This window comes from Oligosphaera ethanolica, assembly GCF_030814695.1.
Taxonomy (GTDB): Bacteria; Verrucomicrobiota; Lentisphaeria; order Oligosphaerales; family Oligosphaeraceae; genus Oligosphaera; species Oligosphaera ethanolica.
In genome coordinates this window covers 4227875-4244559 of record NZ_JAUSVL010000001.1, presented here as the reverse complement: position 1 = coordinate 4244559, position 16685 = coordinate 4227875, and the positions used below count along the sequence as shown (strand labels likewise).

Below are 16685 nucleotides of genomic sequence, written 5' to 3'. Positions count from 1 at the left end.
TGGACCGACTGTTATCCATCACTGACCACTTACCCGACTTTTGCCTTCCGGGTCTTGCCAGGGTTGTCATGTATAGCTTGCATGTTATATTGTGCCCTCTTCACGAATCAGCCAGGCGGGCCTGGCCACTGCGCGCGCAGCGGGCCACCGGTCGTCACTGTCGGTACAAAGGCGGCGTTGCCTCGTGCCGACTCTACAACTACGGAGATATCATGTCCTTACGCGCAATATTGCTGGGGTTCCTGGGTGTTCTTGGCGTCTGTGGTTTCAGTTTTTTCAACGACCGGATTCTCATGCAGACTTACCTGGTTGGCAACAACATGCCAGTCAGTGTGTACGGCACCCTGATCATCTTCGTCGTTCTCATTAACCCTCTGCTGCGCCGCTATAAATTCCGGGCTGGCGAGCTGGCTTTGGCCTTGTCCATCACTCTGGCATCCTGTTGTCTGCCCGGTTCGGGGCTGCTGCGCACCTTCACGTCATCCCTGCTGCTACCGACACATTACCAGAAGCTCGACGCGTCCTGGCGCGAGCAGCAGATCCTTGATTACGTCCCCCAGAAAATGCTGCCGGTGGTAACGCCGGAAAATGAAGACTACGTCCTCGGCGGCTTTGTCCAGGGCCTGGGCATCGGCAGCGACCACGTCGCCATTTCGGAAGTGCCTTGGGGCGCCTGGGTCCAGCCGTTCGTCTTTTGGCTGCCCATGCTGTTCTGCCTGTGGTTTGCACTCATCGCCCTCGCCCTTGTCCTCCATAAACAATGGGCGACCCACGAGCACATTCCCTACCCCATCGCGTCCTTCGTCGACTCCTTTCTGCCTGGGCCCAACGGTCAGGCCGGGTCGGTGCTGATGACTCGCCTCTTCTGGATCGGCACCGTGTTCGTACTCGCCATCCACCTCAACAACTACCTCTGCATCTGGTTTCCCGATGAGCTCATTCCCGTCAAGCTCCGCCTGGACCTCTGGCCCTTCCAGCGCAAATTCCCCATGATCGCCCGCGGCGGCGGCGGCGGCCTTTTCGGTCCAACCCTTTACTTCACCGTCATCGGCCTGTGCTTCCTCATTCCCAGTGACATCTCGCTGACCTTCGCCATGGCCCCGTGGCTGTGGGCCCTGGTCACTGGCTTTCTGGTCGGTTACGGCATTGACATCAACCAAGTCGTCGAAGGCAGCTACTGGTACACCGGCCTCAAACCTCGCATGTTCATGCTCTTCGGCAGCAACCTCGGCCTCTTCCTGGCCATGGCCTACACCGGCCGACATTACTACTGGAATGTCATCCGCGCCGCCTTCGGCCGCAAGAACAAGGAAGCAGACTACCTCTCCATCTGGGGCTGCCGTTTCTTTATCTTCTTCACGCTCATCTTCGTCGGCCAGCTGGTTTACGCCGGCCTGGACTGGCAGCTGGCCGTCATGTACACCGCCGTGCTGGTGATCTTCTACGTGGTCATGAGCCGCATCATCTGCGAATCCGGCCTCTTCCATCTCCAGTCCAACATCTTCCCCTGCTGCATCATCTGGGGCTTCCTGGGAATCGCCAACCTCGGTCCGCGCACCCTCCTGATCATGCAGATCATCTCCGTCGTCCTCGTCTGCGACCCCCGCGAATCCCTCATGCCCTTCATGATGAACTCCCTCAAACTGCTGGACAAGCACCGCCAGCCCATGGGCAAAGCCAGTATCTGCGCCGCCCTGGCCCTCATCGTCGGCCTCGCCGTCGCCGTTCCCCTCACCCTCTACATGCAGTATGACCGCGGCAGCGCCATCTGGGAAACCTGGGCCGAGCAGGCCGTGCCCAAAATGCAGTTCGACAACGCCATCGCCGTCAAACGCAAACTCATCGCCCAGGGCATGCTGGAAAGCTCCGAAGCCGTCGCCGGCTGGGGCCGCTTTGCGGACATCAGCCCCCACCCGCTGAGCATGTGGTGCTTCTTCGTCGGCTTTGTCCTGGTGCTGCTGGTCAGCGCCGCGCGTCTGCGCTTCACCTGGTGGCCGCTGCACCCGCTGCTCTTCGTCACCTGGAATACCACCCACCTCACGCCCTTCGCCGGGTCGTTCTTCATCGGCTGGCTCGCCAAAACCCTCGTCATCAAGTACGGGGGCAACGGCGTCTACGGCAAGGTCCGCCCGCTCATGCTCGGACTAATCGCCGGCGAAATCCTCGGCGCCATCGTCCCCAGCATCACCGCGGCCATCTACTACCTAATTACCAGCGAAGTCCCCAAGGCCTTCCGAGTACTGCTCGGCTAAGCCCGTTTCTCGCCCTTGGCCAACGTGAAACATGCTACCAAAAGCACTCCGCCGCGAGTGCTTTTGGCCCTTGTCAGGATATATTACGAATAACGCTGTCGGCCTCGCCTTAGGCAGCAACGAGTTCGCACCCTCCCATAAAGGAATCCCATCATGAATATTGGCAAGACGCGTCACGTCTTAACCTCCGAATCCGTGTCCGAAGGCCATCCCGACAAGGTCTGCGATCAAATATCCGACGCAATACTCGACGAATGCCTCAAGCAGGACCCGCTCAGCCGCGTGGCCTGCGAAACCCTCGCCACCAACAACCTCATTGTCCTCTCCGGCGAAATCAGCACCAAAGCCAATGTCAATTGGGAACGCCTTGCCCGGCAGGTCGTCCGCGATATCGGCTACACCGATCCCGACACCGGCTTCAGCGCCGATGACGCCCGCGTCATGATCTGCCTGCGCAAACAGTCACCCGACATCGCCCAGGGCGTGGACGCCGAGACCAGCCTGAGCCGCGAACAGGGCGCCGGCGACCAGGGTATGATGTTCGGCTACGCCTGCAACGAAACGCCGGCCCTCATGCCGGCGACCATTTACTACGCGCACAAAATCGTCGAACGCCTGGCCCAACTCCGTCATCAAGACCCCGCCCGCTATGGCTTTCTCCGCCCGGATGCCAAGAGCCAGGTGTCCTTCGTCTACGAAAATGGCATGCCCGCAAGCATCCAGAACATCGTCGTCTCGCACCAGCATCGCCCGGAAATGCCCCGCGAGCAACTCGAAAAACTCGTCCATCACGTCATTGGCGATGTCATTCCCGCCGAGTTCCTCAACGACGACATCGACTTTTACATCAATCCCACCGGCCGCTTCGTCATCGGCGGCCCCGATGGCGACACCGGCCTCACCGGCCGCAAAATCATCGTCGACACCTACGGCGGCATCGGCCGCCACGGCGGCGGCGCTTTCTCGGGCAAGGACCCGTCCAAGGTCGATCGCTCGGCGGCTTACATGGCGCGCTGCGTGGCCAAGAACATCGTCGCCGCCGGCCTGGCCGACCGCTGCGAGGTGCAGGTGTCCTACGCCATCGGTATCGCCAAGCCCCTCAGCATCAATGTTGACACCTTCGGCACCGGCAAGGTGGACGAGGTGCGCCTCATCGACCAGCTCATGGCAGGCAAAATCTTCGATTTCCGCCCCGCCGCCATCATTGACGCCCTTGGCCTGACCAGACCCGACGGCTGGACCTACCGCCAGACCGCCGCCTATGGCCACTTCGGCCGCGACGGCTTCCCCTGGGAAAAGACCGACAAGGTCAACGAGCTGCTCGCCGCCCTCGCCTGACCCACACGCCAGCCGACATCCCATCGCCCTTCCCTGCTCCGAATACCCACCGCGCCGACAGCGACAGCACCCGCAAGCACATGACTACAGCACTCGTAACAGCTTCCGTTCTCGGCTTCGGCAGCGCCTTGGTGGACGTCCTCGCCCATGTTGACGAGGATTTCCGCGCCAGCATCCCCGGCATCAAAGGCGGCACCGAACTCGTTGACAGCCATACCATGGCCGCCATCGTCAGACGCCTCCCACAGGCGCCGCGACAAGCCCCCGGCGGCTCGGCCGCCAACACCATCGTCGGCTACGCAAAGCTTGGCGGCAAAGCCGCCCTCCTAGCCAAAATCGGCCTCGACGACGCTGGCGTCTTCTACCGCCAGGACATGCAACGCGCCGGCGTTGACACCACGCCCTTCAAGGCCACCGGCGACACCGACACCGGCCGCTGCCTCTCCCTCATCACCCCAGACTCCGAACGCACCATGCGCACCTACATGGGCGCCGCCGCCACCCTCCGCCCCGACGAACTCAGCCTGGACGACTTCCGCGGCTACAGCCATTTCTACTGCGAAGGCTACGCGCTCTTCAGCCGCGAACTGACCTTCCGCGCCCTCGACCTGGCCCGCGCCGCCGGCATGGTCATCTGCCTGGACCTCTCCGCACCCGAGGTCGTCCTCGCCGCCAAGGACATTCTCCCCGTGCTACTGCGCGACTACGTCCACGCCGTCTTCGCCAACGAACAGGAAGCCGCCGCCTTCTGCGGCAGCAACGACCCCGTTGCCGGCCTGGACGCGCTTGCTGCGCACTGCCCGCTGGCCGTCCTCAAACTCGGCCGCCAGGGCGTCCGCCTCCGCGAACGCGGTGGCGAGGTCATCGCCGTGCCAGCCTGCAGCGTCAAGGCCATCGACAGCACTGGCGCTGGCGATCTCTGGGCGGCGGGTTTCCTCTACGGCTGGCTCAGAGGCTGGCCACTGCACGCCGCCGCCGAGCTTGGCGCCAAGGTCGCCGCTGCCGTCGTGCAGGTCACCGGCGCCGTCATTCCCGACGACGTCTGGACGGCCATCCGACGCGACCTGCCCGCTTGAACGCCTCGTCAGGCCCACCTCTTTTTCATCAGCAACCGCCCCATCACCGCAGCCGCCAAGGATAGCATCATGAGCATTGTCAAGACCGACCGTTACTGGATTGCCGACCCCACGCTGGCCGATCTCGGCCGCAAGGAAATCGCCCTCGCTGAAATCGAGATGCCCGGCCTCATGGCCGTGCGGGAAAAATACGGCCCGCTCAAGCCCCTCAAGGGCAAGCGCATCATGGGCAGCCTGCACATGACCACCGAGACCGCCGTGCTGATCGAGACCCTCGTCGAGCTCGGCGCCGAAGTCCGCTGGTGCTCCTGCAACATCTTCTCCACCAGGGACTCCGCCGCCGCCGCCATCGCCGCCACCGGCGTCGCCGTCTTCGCCTGGAAAGGCGAGTCTCTCGCCGACTACTGGGAATGCACCTGCCAGGCACTCAGCTTCCCTGGCGGCAAAGGCCCTAACCTCGTCGTCGATGACGGCGGCGACGCGACCCTCATGCTCCACCTCGGCGTCGAAGCCGAAAAGGGCAGCAGCCCCCTCGCCGCCGCCGCTGATGCCTCCGAAGATGAACGCGAGCTCGTCGCCTGTCTGGCCAAAAGCATCGCCAGCGACCCGCACAAGTGGTCGCGCCTCTGCGCCGAATGGCAGGGCGTATCCGAAGAAACCACCACCGGCGTCCACAGACTCTATCAACGCCACGAAGCCGGACGCCTCCTCGTCCCCGCCATCAATGTCAACGACTCGGTCACCAAGTCCAAATTCGATAATCTCTACGGCTGCCGCGAATCACTAGTGGACGGCATCAAACGCGCGACCGACGTGATGATCGCCGGCAAGGTCTGTGTCGTCTGCGGCTACGGCGATGTCGGCAAGGGCTGCGCTCAGTCGCTGCGTGGCTTCGGCGCTCGCGTCCTGGTCACCGAAGTCGACCCCATCTGCGCCCTCCAGGCCGTCATGGCCGGCTACGAAGTCGTCCTCCTTGATGACGTCATCAACTGCGCCGACATCGTCGTCACCTGCACCGGTAACTGCGAGGTCATCACCGCCAAGCACCTCGCCGCCATGAAAGACCACGCCATCGTCTGCAATATCGGCCACTTTGACAACGAAATTCAAGTCGCCGCCATGAAGGCCACCCCCGGCATCAAACATGTCAATATCAAACCCCAGGTGGACAAGTATATCTATCCCGACGGTCATTGCATCATCCTCCTCGCCGACGGCCGCCTCGTCAACCTCGGCTGCGCCACCGGCCACCCCAGCTTCGTCATGAGCTGCTCGTTCACCAACCAGGTCCTCGCCCATATCAAACTGGCCAGCGAAAAACTGCCCGTCGGCGTCTACCGCCTGGAGAAAAAACTCGACGAGGAAGTCGCCCGCCTGCACCTCGGCAAGCTCGGCGTCCGCCTGACGTCCCTGTCACCCAAACAAGCCGCCTACATCGGCGTGCCCGCCGCAGGCCCATACAAGCCCGATCATTACCGCTACTGAACGCAGCTGGACCGCGATGGCACGACCACCAAGCCGCGTCGTTGCCAGCCGCGCCAGTCGTCAGCAGCTACCGCCCGGGAGGCCGTTATGAAGAAACTCATTGCGCCGTCATTCGGCATCATCCTGGCCTTGGCCTTGAGCATCATCGCATGCAACTACGCGTGGTCCTGGCGTCGCTCCGCGCAGTCCATGCGCAGCCGGCTCGACATCGCCAAAAACACCGCTGTCTGCCAGGGCGAGCTGTCACTGGCCAGCGCCGGCGAGCAGTCGCTGCCCTTCACCCACGACATTGCCTTCCCCAAGGGCGTCACCCTCGAACTGCGTCTGCCAGTCCAAGCGGGCATGCCCGCCGTCAAGCCAGCCAACACGGCTGACCTAAGCTCGGACGCAAAAACGGCCAGCGCCGGCACGGGCGACGACGCGCCAGACGCCACCACCGACGAAGCCCCTCGCCCCGCTGCCGCACAATCGCCCGACGACCTCGTCGGGCTGCTCCACGCCGCCATCGGCGTCATTCAACTCTACGACGACTTCGGCACACTCCTTTGGGAAGACGACTTCGCCAACTTTGTCCGCCATCGCCTTGACGACGAGCGCGGCGAGGCCGTCATGCCCCTGCGCCCCTGCGCGCCGCTAGCTATTCGCGAGCGCCCGTTGGGCCGTGGCCGACTCGTGGTCGTCATCCGCCGGCCCGTTGCCGCCCTGGCGTCGCTGCCGCTGACGCTGCATGGCCGCCACGCCCTCTCCGGCCTGGAAGAGCTGCAACTGCGCATGGCCCGCATTGCTTCCACCCTGCTCGTTGTGCTTGCAGCACTTGCCCTGCTCTGGGCCATCAGCTTCGTCTTCCGCCTGCGTCGCGCCTGGCATCTCCGTCATTTGATCCAGGCGCCACCATCGGCCGGCAGGCCCATTCTCTACCTGCTTACGGCCTATCCGCGCTGGAGCGAGACCTTCCTGCGTCAAGACCTGCGACTCCTTCAGGCCGAAAACCTTCCCCTTCTCCCCGTTGCGCTTTACCCCGGCGACTGCGAGTGCCAGCCTGGCTGGCCCAAGGTCACCCTCCTCAGCGACACCGCGCCCGCACCCAGCGCCGGCAAAGACCGCAGCGACCGCTGGCACAAACTCATCGCCCGGCTCCTGCCTGACGCCATTCACGCCCAGCTGTCCCTGCTCAGTCACCGCAAACTGCGCCGGCGCCTCCTCACCGAATGCCGGGATAAACGCATCGGCCACATCCACGCCGAATTCGCCGACGTGGCAGCGCTCCTCGCCGCCGATGTCGCTCAGTACCTCGGTATCAGCTACAGCGTCGGCATCCACGCCTTCGATATCCACGCATGCAAATATCCCCGCCGGCGGCTCTTCAGCCCCGCCGCCTTCATCACCGTCTGCAATCAAGCCGCCGCACAAGCCTTCAGAAGCCACTGTCCCACCTGCCAGGACCGCCTAAATGTCCTCTATCACGGTATCCTTCTCGACACTTGGCCCTTCCAGCCCGAAAGACAGGTCGAGGGCCCCGCCCGCCTGCTCTTCATTGGCCGCCTCGTCCCCAAAAAGGGCATTGCCATACTCCTCAACGCCATCAGTCTCCTCAAACAGCAGCACAGCGACGTCCGCCTGACTATCGTCGGCGCCGGCCCACTGGAAGATGAGCTGAGGACCCAGGCCAACACCCTTGACCTCGACAGTCTCATCACCTGGACCGGCGTCCTACCGCCCGATGCCGTCCGCACACATATCCAACAGGCCAGCTGCCTCTGCATGCCCAGCGTCGTCACCGCCGACGGCGACCGCGACGGCATCCCCAACGTCGTCACCGAAGCCATGGCCAGCGGCCTGCCGGTCGTCGGCAGCCTGTTCGGCAGCCTCGGTGAAGTCCTCAACCCAGACACCGGCTGGCCCGTCGACCCACTCAGCCCCGAACATCTCGCCGCCGTCATCAGCGAATGCTGCGCCCAGCGGGACGAATGCAAGCGACGCTGCAAAAACGCCCGGCAACTCATCGAAAGCCGCTTCGATGCCCGCAAACTCGCCGGCATCCGCGCCGATCTTTTCCGCAATCTCACCCAAGCCGGGCACTAATATCACTGCCTGACGCGTTTTTCTTGCGACTGCGGCAAAGCCCCGCGCGTTCTGGTACGTTGTAGGGCCATGCGCTAGTGCCGGCCCGGCGTGCCCTGAGTTCACCCGTAAGTATCCACACCGCCGCCCCGTGCCTGGCGCTAAAACCCGATCTCCTCCCCAGCCCACGCTATTCGAATGGTATCCCGCACGCAGCAAGGAGCGGTATTTTGAGCAGCAGCGCCAACAAAACCCTCGCCGATCGCATCATCAAAGCCAGCTTCATCGTCGGCATCGCCCATATCTGCTTAAAGTTCGCCGGCCTCATCCAGGTCAAATTTGCAACGCAGTTTCTGGATGCGTCCCTCTACGAGCCCATCATGGTCGTCGCTTTCACCGGCGTCATCAACAGCCTCTTCCTCATCGGCGAAGAAGTCATCGGGCCGACCTTTCTCAGTCTCTTCATGAAGGAAAAGGAAACCAAGGACGAAAAGGCCGCTTGGCATTTCACCAACATCGTCCTGACTTTTCAATCCCTCGTGCTCATTGCCGTCATCTCTTCCATCGTCTGTTTTCCCGATTTCTTTATCGGCCTCTTCACCAAGTGGACGGAAGCCGAGGATCCCTCCCGCTACCGCCTGCTGCGCCAGAGTCTGCAGGTACTCGCGCCGGCCCTGTTCTTCCTCTCGTTGGGCTCGACGACCTACATGCTGCTCAATGGCTACAAGAAGTTCTTCCTGGCAGCATTCGGCGATGCCTCAACCAAGGTCTGCATCATCCTCGGCCTGGTCATCGGCATGAAAGTCTTCGGCTTGGACTACCGGGCGCTATTTTTGGGCATTCTCTTCGGCAGCGCCGCCAAGATTCTCACCCACGCCGTCGGCCTGGCCAAACGCCTGCGCTATCTGCGGCCCTCGCTGGACTGGCGCAATCCGGCCTTCCGCACCATGCTCCTGCTCATGCTGCCCCTGCTCGCCGGCATCATCTTCGCCAAAGTCCGCGACAACTTCAACAACATCTACATCCTGACCCATATCGACCAGCAGGGCATCCTCATGGCCAACGACCTCGGCCGCAAGCTCTTCGCCACCATTCAATGGCTGGTTCCCTACGCCCTGCAGATCGCGCTCTTTCCCTTCCTCTGCGAACTGGTCAGCCAGCGCGACCGCGAGAAACTCGGCATGGTCCTCGGCTCATCCTGCAAACTGCTGCTGGCCGTGTTTGTGCCGGCCGCGGTGCTGCTCTTTGTCCTTGGCGGCCCCATCTCGGTGCTGATTTTCCTCGGCGGCAAAACCGGCATTGAACTGGCGTCCTGGGCGGGCCTCTCCACCGCCTGCTACTGCCTGGTGCTGCCCGCCGCCGCCGTCGAATGCGTCCTCATGCAGGGCTATTTCGCCGATCAGCGGACGGTTTCGGTCACCGTCATCGGCGTGATCTCATCCATGTTCAGCGTCATGCTCAGCTACATCTACATCGTCTTCGTTGGCGTCACGCCGCAAGGCGCACTGGTGGTCGTAGCCCTGGGCTTCGTCATCTCGCGTTGCTTGAAAAGCGCCGCCTTGGCCATCTATCTTGAACGCAGTACGCCCATGTTCCACCGGCGCGACATCAGTGTTTTCTTCTTCAAGCTCGCCGTGCTGTCCGTCGCCGTCGGCGCCGTCACCTGGCTGGTCTCCACCGGCGTGGACAAGGTCTTCCCCGACGGCATCAGCAAAGCCCTGGAACAGCTCGGCAGCGGCAGCGACGTGCACATCAGCCGCGTGCGCATCGCCATGCGCATCGTCATCGCCGGCGCCGCCGGCGGCATCGTCTATCTGGCCGGATCCTTCGCCCTCAGATTGGCCGAGCCACGCCAGATGATCATGTGGGCGGTAGAAAAGGTCCTCAAAAAGAAAAACGCCACGGCCTCAGCCAGCTGATGTACACCAGGCGGCAGTAGTCTGCTCGGCAACGCCGCCGCCCATCATTTCGGCCGTTCCACAGCCTGGGCACTCTGCGCGGCCTTGTAGACGCCGAAACCCAGCGCATAAGCCGCCATCGCCAGCACCACGATCAGCGCCCAACGCGGCACTTTGGGCCCCGCCGGTGGCGTCAGTTCCATCGGCGTGCCCTGACGTTCGCCCAGGCTGGCTGGCTGCAGCGCCGCCTTGCTTGCCCAGGCGTCCCGGATAATGTCGTGCTGCTCATATACCGGCGCCGGTCCTTTTTCTACCGCCGTCAGCAGATAGGGCACCCGCTGCGGCTCGGCAAAAAACAGCAGCTGCCGCGCCGGCGTCTGCAGGCGTATCTCGCTAATCTCCAGCGGTGGATTGTCGTGCTCATCAATGATCACGCGTATCTTGCCAGCCTCGACCTCGGAAATACTCAGACCACTGCTGACTTTCTCAAAGCCCGGCAAGCGAATGGCCGACACCGCGCCGCTGTGCCACGGCTGCATCGTCGTGCCCTGCTCCCGCAGCACTTGCACCTTGCGGTGGTAATTGCGTTCGGAGCTGACGATCTCCACGCCGGTCACCGGGTAGCACTCGGGCGTCAGCGTGTATACGCTCTGTTTTTTCTCGGCAAGCCATTCCCGCTGCATAGCCTTAACGGGATAGTCCAGGCTCTTTACCGCGCCATCGACTGCCACGGCTTTCTCGCGCCAGAATTCCACCGCGCCGATTTTAAACGCCTCGTCGCGCACAACCGTGCTTTCCACGCTGGAGACCACGCCGTCGGCGTTGATCACCCGCGTCACCTGCCGCAGTTCGGCCTGCCGTTCGATGCTCACTTTGCTGATGTCCAACCGAAAACGCCGGCAGGACGCCATGGGAAAACGCAGCTCGTTGTGACGCATGGCCAGCAGCCCGCTGCTCTCAAAAATCAACGCGTCGGGCACCAGGACCTGCCAGCTGCCATCAATCTCGCCGGACAAGGTCACCAGCTGCTCGAAGCGCCGCAACGGCGTGTCGATGGTCAGCCCCGTGGGCTGCGGCGCGCCATCCAGCAACTCGAAGTCCACCGTCACACCGCCACCACTCTTTTCCCGCACTAGCAAGACTTTGCTCGGGCATTTCTCGCGCTGGCTGATCTGCCCCTTGGCGGTCACCGGCACGCACAAATATGGCGTCTCACGACGCTGCGCGTCGTAGATCCGCAGGGACTCGACGCGCCCGCCTAGATCGGCCAGCGCCGACACCGGCAATTCCAGACTCGCCAAGGCCGCACTGGCCTTCGGCAAGCCCGTGATGGGAAAAGAACACGGTTCAGCCGTCAGCTCACACCCGGCCGCCATCAGCAAGGCTGCGGTCAATACTGCGTATTTCATTGTCATTCCTGCTCTTTCCTGCTTGCTCGCATTGTTGTCGTTCACTTGCTTTCCTCGTTCTGCCAGAAGCGCAAATAGAAGAAAGCGCCGGCCATCAGCAAGAAGCCAAAGCCCATGAAGGCCACCACCCGATAAACATTGCTCAGCCGACTCAAGTCGTACAAGAAGACCTTGCCCACCACCAACGCAAACAGCGCCAAACCGAGGTAGCGCAACAACGCCGATGGCTGCCGCAGGCCGCGATACACCAACGTCGCCGCAAAGGCCCCCCACAGCACCGATATGCCGCCAGCTCGCAAGCCCGGCACAAAGTAATAAAGCATGCTGTTGAGCTCCCAGGTCAGATAGACAAACAGCAACAACGGCCACAGCGCGCCGGCGACCCGCGCCAGCACGGCATCACGACCGCCGAGATTCAGCCAGACAAAGATCAAAAAGGCAATCAGTGGCCCGAAATCCGCCAAGCGCATCAGGCCGCCCAGCCAGCTGTAGTCGCCGCGATAGAGCAGGCGAATAGTCGGCTGCCAGGACAGAAAATCCCACAAAAACAACTTGAGCAGTATCGCCGCCACGCAGAGACCAAGGATTTTCGGCCAGGTCGCCGCGTCCTCACCCTCCGCACGCAGCGCCGTCCAAGCGCAAAGCAAGGCCAGCACCAGCCAGACCATGGTCAGCGCCGGCAATTGAAAAGGCTGGAAAAGCCGACCAATTGTCCAGTAGGTCTCAAAATTCCAATAGATGAAAAATAGCACGCCGACCACGATATAGACCGACAGGGGCAGTGACACCGGCAGCTTCCGTGGCGGGATGTCACAGGCCGCCGGCACCGCCATGGCCGCACGCGCCGGCGGCCGCTGCGTCATGCGCGCGGCCGCGGCCAGAGACAGCAGTGGCACACCGAACTGCACCAGGCGCCCCAGCAGCAAAGGCCAATACTGGGCCAGCGTATCCATCCGCACGCGGTTGCTCCGGCAGGCCGCGCCAAAGTCCCAGAAGCTCATGCGAATCAGCACCAGCGTGAACAACCCCCATGCCGTGCTGCGCAGGAAACGGCTGTCCATGCCATAACCGAGCCACAGCATCAACAAGGCCAGCAACGCCCACGCCGCGCCCAGCCATTCTGCCGAAAACGCCAAGGGCACGATCAAGGTCAGCATCAGCGCACTCAAGCCAATGAAACAGAGCAGCAGGCCGCGATCCTGTATTTTAGCCCGGAGCAGCCAATACGCATGGGCGACGTAAAACGCTGCCAGAAACAGCAGCAACGGCACATTCCAGATCCGGTCGTCACTCACACTGGCCACCAGCCTGTAACCGCCCGCCACGCAGAATGACACATTCACCAGCAAAGCCAAGAGCTCAAGCGTACTTGATTCCTCCTTGCGCAATACGTTGTGGATGAAGACCACCGTAGAGTACTGCATGAAAAACAGTATCAGCGCCGTCATCAGCACCGGAAAATCCGCCGGGACGTAATGCGCCTGCCACGCGCCCACAAACAACACGTAAGTGAACAGCATCCCCAGCCAGTTCAATGGTAGCCAGTTGCGACGAACCGCCACCGCCAGTACGCCAAAGCCCAACACGAGCATGTACGCAAAAAGCCCGATATAATTCTTCTGGCCGGTATTCAGCATGATCGGGGTGCCATAGCCGCCAATCAGCGCAATCACCGCCACCGCCGCCGTGTTGAAACGCACCGCCATGAAGCCCGCTGCCGCCGTGATCAACGCCATAATGGCAAAACTCGCCAGTACCGGCAGCAAATGATACATGCTCGTCGCCGCAAAGGCACTAAAATAGAAGGTCACCAGCGCAATGCCCATCACCGCCTGCCCAAACGCCCGATAACGACCCGGCAGGAGCCGCAGTCCCCATACCAACAACGCTGCGCCCGCCGCCACACTCAAGGCAACCCGCCCCTCCGGCGCCAGCCAGCCGCGGCTGATCGACAGTCGCAGCAAAAAGCCAACCATGAACAAAATCACCAACACCCCTGAACGCAACAGCCACGTCGTCGCCACCATCTTCTCCATGCTGCCCGCCGCCGGCGCCTCGCTCTGACCACACAACAGCCAATAACCAACCTGGCGCAATTTCTCCAGCGCCGCGCGCTCAAAGGCACTGCGCTCTGCCACCGCCGATGCCGACGGCGCAACTGAACCCGCAGGCGGCATGGACGGCTCGGCCGCCGCTGCCGACCACGGACCAGCAGGCAATGCTGACGACGACACGGACGAAGAAGTGGCCGAAGAAGACGACGCAGACGATACTGGCAATGGCCGCAAATCCACCGCTGGTGCCTCAGTCGACACCGACAACGGCAACGGCGGCGGCATAACCGACGACGGCGGCACGGATGATGCAACTGACGCAGCTGGCGACGCAGACGACAATGCGGGCGGCGACACGGACGCAGATGCCGGCAACGGCCGCTCGCCCACTGCCGGCGCCGCAGCCGCAGTAGTAGGGGCCGTCGCCCAGGCTGGACGCGAGCCACCACTGGCCGCTTCCGTAGCACCAGCAACACCAGCAACACCAGCGGCAGCAGCAACAGGTTCTGCCGCCGCCGCTGAATCTGCGTTACCTGCGGATAAAGGCGATTTTGCACCGCCAGGACGCTTCGCAGCCAGTTCCTGCAACAGGGCCACTTGTCGCCGCATATCGCGGCTCATGGAAAACATCAAGTACAGCCCCCACAGCGTCTTCACCACCCAGACGAGGGCCAAAAGGATGAACAAAATGACAAAGTGTTCTTCTCGCATCGGAAGCTTCCCCTGTGCTAGAGGCCATGACACCAGCCCGAACGCCATGTCGTAAGTAGTCGCCCCGCGACGTTCGCGCAAGGAAAAATACAGCCCAAACCCCAAATTAACAGCCACGCATTCCCAACTTGTCTGGGCGCCTGCCCGCGCCCTGATCCGCACTTCGGCCCCCGCTGTCCCATTTGTCCCATTGTCCCCTGCCCGCGCCCTAATCCGCACTTCGGCCCCCGCTGTCCCATTTGTCCCATTGTCCCCTGCCCATACGTCTTCTACGTCCCATACGTCCCATACGTCCCCTGCCCATTTGTCCCATTGTCCCCTGCCCATACGTCCTCTACGTCCCATACGTCCCATACGTCCCCTGCCCATTTGTCCCATTGTCCCCTGCCCATTTGTCCACTACGTCCCATTCACCCCCTCCCCACCGTTGACTTGCCCGCCCGCTTAATTATATTAGTTTTTTTCCCGCCCCTACCGCCCCCTCCCCTACTCTATTGTCACAAGGTCTCTGCCCATGTCTTCCCCGGAACGCGTCGATGTGCACACGCACGCCTTTCACCCCAAGATTGCCGAAAAGGCCGTGCAGCAGCTGGAAAGTCATTATCGCATCAAGCCGGTCGGCAGCGGATATTGGGACGACCTCCAGCAGCGTCTGGCTGCCTGCGACATCCACAAGGTCTTCGTGCACTCGGCAGCAACCGCCCCCGAACAGGTCATCCCGGCCAATAACTGGGCCTGCTCGCTGCGCAAAATCCCCGGCGTGGTCCCCTTCGGCACCATGCACCCGCAATTCCCCGACATGGCCGGCGAACTGGCAAGACTCTACGATAACGGCATCCGCGGCATCAAACTCCATCCCGACTTCCAAGGCTTCCGCCTGGACGACCCGGCGCTGTTGCCGCTCTTCGCCGCCATGGCAGGCCATTTCACCCTGATGGTCCATGTCGGCGACCTGCTGCCGCCCGAGCAGAATCCCAGTTGCCCCTGGAAAGTCGCCGCCATCAAACGCCGCTTCCCCAAACTCCAGATCATCGCGGCCCATTTCGGCGGCTACCGCCACTGGCAATACGTCGTCGCCGCCCTCAGCGGCCTTGATGTCTACATGGATACCTCCAGCAGCCTCTTCGCCATTGCCCAAGAAGAGCTTGAGGCTATCTTCAAGGCCTTCCCGCGCCATCTCTTCCTCTTCGGCAGCGACTACCCACTCTGGGACCCCGGCGCCGAAATCGCCCATCTCCAGCAACGCCTGCGACTCAGCGACCGCGACCTCGAAGAAATCCTCTGTGCCGGCAATCAGCTCGGTCTCACCTGAGCCAAGAGCCCCGCCGTCAGCATCCGCACAACCCCTCAACCCGCAAATGTCGAGCGGATATGCCGCTGCCGGCCAGGAATTGCTTGAAAAAAGCTACTCAAATGCTAAAGTTGCTTTTTCACTCCCGGCAATCTTGGCAGCCCGGGTTTCACCGTTCATAACACCGCACGACAGCTGTCTTGGCGCCGAGCGAACACACGAGGTCACTTTTGGAATCCTGGGCTTGGAACGGCATTCATCTTGATCTTCCGGACGACTGGGAATTGATCCAGTTCTCCAAAGACCCCCGTTCCGGCCGCTGTGCCTTCGCTGACCGCTATCAACTCCGCTTCGAACTCGACTGGGCCGTCGTCGACGGCCCACCCGACTTCGCTAGAATGGTCAGCGACTACAAGGCAAAACTCGAAGCCGAAGAGGTCACCGACCTGCGCAGCGTCCAACACGCCCCATGGTACGGTGTCTTCGGCCGCGAAAACAAACTGCCCATCAGCCGCTACGGCGCCTTCTTCCCCGCCCGCAGCCTCCTCCTCGAAATCGTTTTTCTCTGGCCTGAAGAGCAAAAAGCCAATAATGCCTTTGAGGGCCGCGTTATGGACGGCATCCGGGTACCGGCTCAAAACGACGACGCCCTGCGCCAGTGGCACGCCTTCGGAATTGACGCCACGGTTCCTGACAACCACGAACTCGTCGAATGCAACGTCCATACTGCCTACGCCGAGATGCTCTTTGCCGATCAAAAAGAACGCACTCAGGAAACCTTCCTCCGCCGGGGAATGGTCAGCGAATGGCTCGACCAGCCCCTGCAGGAATGGCTTGAGAGCAAGCTGCCCCAAGGCTACACCGTCGTGTCCCGACGCCAGTCCACCCACGCCAGCCACGAATGCTGGCAGCTCGAAGCCCGTATCACCCGCCCTGTCCTCAAAGACTGGCTTTGGGGCACCCGACATTACCAGGCCTGCGCTTGGATCTGCCCACAAGATAAACGCCTGCACATGTTCTCACGTATCGCCCATCAGCCCAAAAACGCCCCCAACGCCCTCCCCGATATCCGCATGGCCTGCTGCGCGGATCACCAGCGCGGATTCTAAT

The 16685-nt window shown here is 62.1% G+C and carries 11 protein-coding genes; 9 read left to right on the top strand and 2 right to left on the bottom strand.

Translation table 11 applies throughout. The features are described from left to right. Positions 1–212: 212 nt before the first annotated feature. From J3R75_RS14825 to murJ, 6 genes are all read left to right on the top strand, one after another. Positions 213–2252, top strand: a complete 2040-nt coding sequence (locus J3R75_RS14825) for a DUF6785 family protein (RefSeq protein ID WP_307263035.1) — start codon at positions 213–215, stop codon at positions 2250–2252. A gap of 153 nt (positions 2253–2405) precedes the next feature. Continuing rightward, positions 2406–3590, top strand: a complete 1185-nt coding sequence (gene metK / locus J3R75_RS14820) for a methionine adenosyltransferase (protein ID WP_307263032.1) — start codon at positions 2406–2408, stop codon at positions 3588–3590. Between the two features lie 80 nt (positions 3591–3670). After that, positions 3671–4666, top strand: coding sequence for an adenosine kinase (locus J3R75_RS14815; RefSeq protein WP_307263030.1), 996 nt, complete (start codon positions 3671–3673; stop codon positions 4664–4666). A gap of 69 nt (positions 4667–4735) precedes the next feature. Then, positions 4736–6151, top strand: a complete 1416-nt coding sequence (gene ahcY / locus J3R75_RS14810) for an adenosylhomocysteinase (RefSeq protein ID WP_307263028.1) — start codon at positions 4736–4738, stop codon at positions 6149–6151. Positions 6152–6238: 87 nt separating this feature from the next. After that, positions 6239–8233 (top strand): glycosyltransferase family 4 protein, encoded by a 1995-nt coding sequence (locus J3R75_RS14805; protein ID WP_307263026.1) that lies wholly within the window; start codon positions 6239–6241, stop codon positions 8231–8233. 209 nt (positions 8234–8442) lie between these two features. Continuing rightward, positions 8443–10131 carry a murein biosynthesis integral membrane protein MurJ gene (gene murJ, locus J3R75_RS14800; protein WP_307263024.1) on the top strand — a complete coding sequence of 563 codons (1689 nt, stop codon included), beginning with the start codon at positions 8443–8445 and terminating at the stop codon, positions 10129–10131. Between the two features lie 44 nt (positions 10132–10175). Here murJ and J3R75_RS14795 read toward each other — a convergent pair whose 3' ends face one another. Beyond that, positions 10176–11519, bottom strand: a complete 1344-nt coding sequence (locus J3R75_RS14795) for a hypothetical protein (protein ID WP_307263023.1) — start codon at positions 11517–11519, stop codon at positions 10176–10178. Positions 11520–11560: 41 nt separating this feature from the next. Next, positions 11561–13657, bottom strand: a complete 2097-nt coding sequence (locus tag J3R75_RS14790; protein WP_307263021.1) for a DUF2339 domain-containing protein — start codon at positions 13655–13657, stop codon at positions 11561–11563. 37 nt (positions 13658–13694) lie between these two features. Between J3R75_RS14790 and J3R75_RS14785 the strand changes: the two genes are divergently transcribed. The 3 genes from J3R75_RS14785 (at position 13695) to J3R75_RS14775 (ending at position 16684) form a co-directional block, all read left to right on the top strand. After that, a complete protein-coding gene (locus J3R75_RS14785; protein ID WP_307263020.1) occupies positions 13695–14339 on the top strand; it encodes a hypothetical protein in 645 nt (214 codons plus the stop codon). A 459-nt stretch (positions 14340–14798) separates the two neighbouring features. Next, the gene (locus tag J3R75_RS14780) at positions 14799–15596 is read left to right on the top strand and encodes an amidohydrolase family protein (protein ID WP_307263018.1); all 798 of its coding nucleotides are present in this window, start codon (positions 14799–14801) and stop codon (positions 15594–15596) included. A 209-nt stretch (positions 15597–15805) separates the two neighbouring features. Then, positions 15806–16684, top strand: coding sequence for a hypothetical protein (locus J3R75_RS14775; RefSeq protein WP_307263015.1), 879 nt, complete (start codon positions 15806–15808; stop codon positions 16682–16684). The last annotated feature ends 1 nt before the right edge of the window (position 16685 follow it).

Coding starts and splice junctions, on each gene's coding strand:
- J3R75_RS14825 (WP_307263035.1), top strand. CDS start 213: ATGTCCTTACGCGCAATATTGCTGGGGTTCCTGGGTGTTCTTGGCGTC.
- metK (WP_307263032.1), top strand. CDS start 2,406: ATGAATATTGGCAAGACGCGTCACGTCTTAACCTCCGAATCCGTGTCC.
- J3R75_RS14815 (WP_307263030.1), top strand. CDS start 3,671: ATGACTACAGCACTCGTAACAGCTTCCGTTCTCGGCTTCGGCAGCGCC.
- ahcY (WP_307263028.1), top strand. CDS start 4,736: ATGAGCATTGTCAAGACCGACCGTTACTGGATTGCCGACCCCACGCTG.
- J3R75_RS14805 (WP_307263026.1), top strand. CDS start 6,239: ATGAAGAAACTCATTGCGCCGTCATTCGGCATCATCCTGGCCTTGGCC.
- J3R75_RS14795 (WP_307263023.1), bottom strand. CDS start 11,519: ATGAAATACGCAGTATTGACCGCAGCCTTGCTGATGGCGGCCGGGTGT.
- J3R75_RS14785 (WP_307263020.1), top strand. CDS start 13,695: ATGGACGGCTCGGCCGCCGCTGCCGACCACGGACCAGCAGGCAATGCT.
- J3R75_RS14780 (WP_307263018.1), top strand. CDS start 14,799: ATGTCTTCCCCGGAACGCGTCGATGTGCACACGCACGCCTTTCACCCC.